Annotated in this window: 1 protein-coding gene; it reads left to right on the top strand. The window is 69.0% G+C overall.

The window, feature by feature from the left end; all coding sequences use genetic code 11:
* On the top strand, positions 1-602 hold a 602-nt coding region (locus STRIP9103_RS20985), incomplete at its 5' end, for an SDR family NAD(P)-dependent oxidoreductase (protein WP_048820675.1).
* Positions 603-610 lie beyond the last annotated feature (8 nt).

The following is a 610-nucleotide window of genomic DNA, read 5'->3' on the forward strand; positions in this document are numbered from 1 at the left end:
CCGCGCTGGCGGCCGACCTCGCCAACGCCGACGCCGTCGAACGGCTGCGTACCGATCTGGCCAAGGGCCACGCCGACGCCGCGCTTCTGGTCAACGCGGCCGGCGTGTTCGCCCCGAAGCCCTTCGTGGACCACACGTATGAGGACTACGACCGCTACCAGGCCCTCAACCGGGCCTTCTTCTTCCTCACCCAGACCGTTGTCGGCAACATGATCGCCCGTGACATCAAGGGCTCCGTCGTCAACATCGGGTCCATGTGGGCCCACCAGGCCGTCGCCGCGACGCCGTCGTCGGCGTACTCGATGGCCAAGGCGGCACTGCACTCCCTGACCCAGCACCTGGCCATGGAACTCGCCCCGCACGGCATCCGCGTCAACGCGGTCGCCCCCGCCGTCGTCCGCACGCCCATCTACGAGGAGTTCATCCCCAAGGGGGAGGTCGACTCCGCGCTGGACGGGTTCAACGCCTTCCACCCTCTCGGCCGTACGGGAACCGCCGACGACGTCGCCGCCACGGTCGCCTTCCTTCTGTCGGACCAGACCGACTGGGTCACCGGCGCGGTCTGGGACGTCGACGGTGGAGTCATGGCCGGACGCAACTGACCACCCTC

The organism is Streptomyces ipomoeae 91-03 (assembly GCF_000317595.1).
In the GTDB taxonomy this organism is placed as follows: domain Bacteria; phylum Actinomycetota; class Actinomycetes; order Streptomycetales; family Streptomycetaceae; genus Streptomyces; species Streptomyces ipomoeae.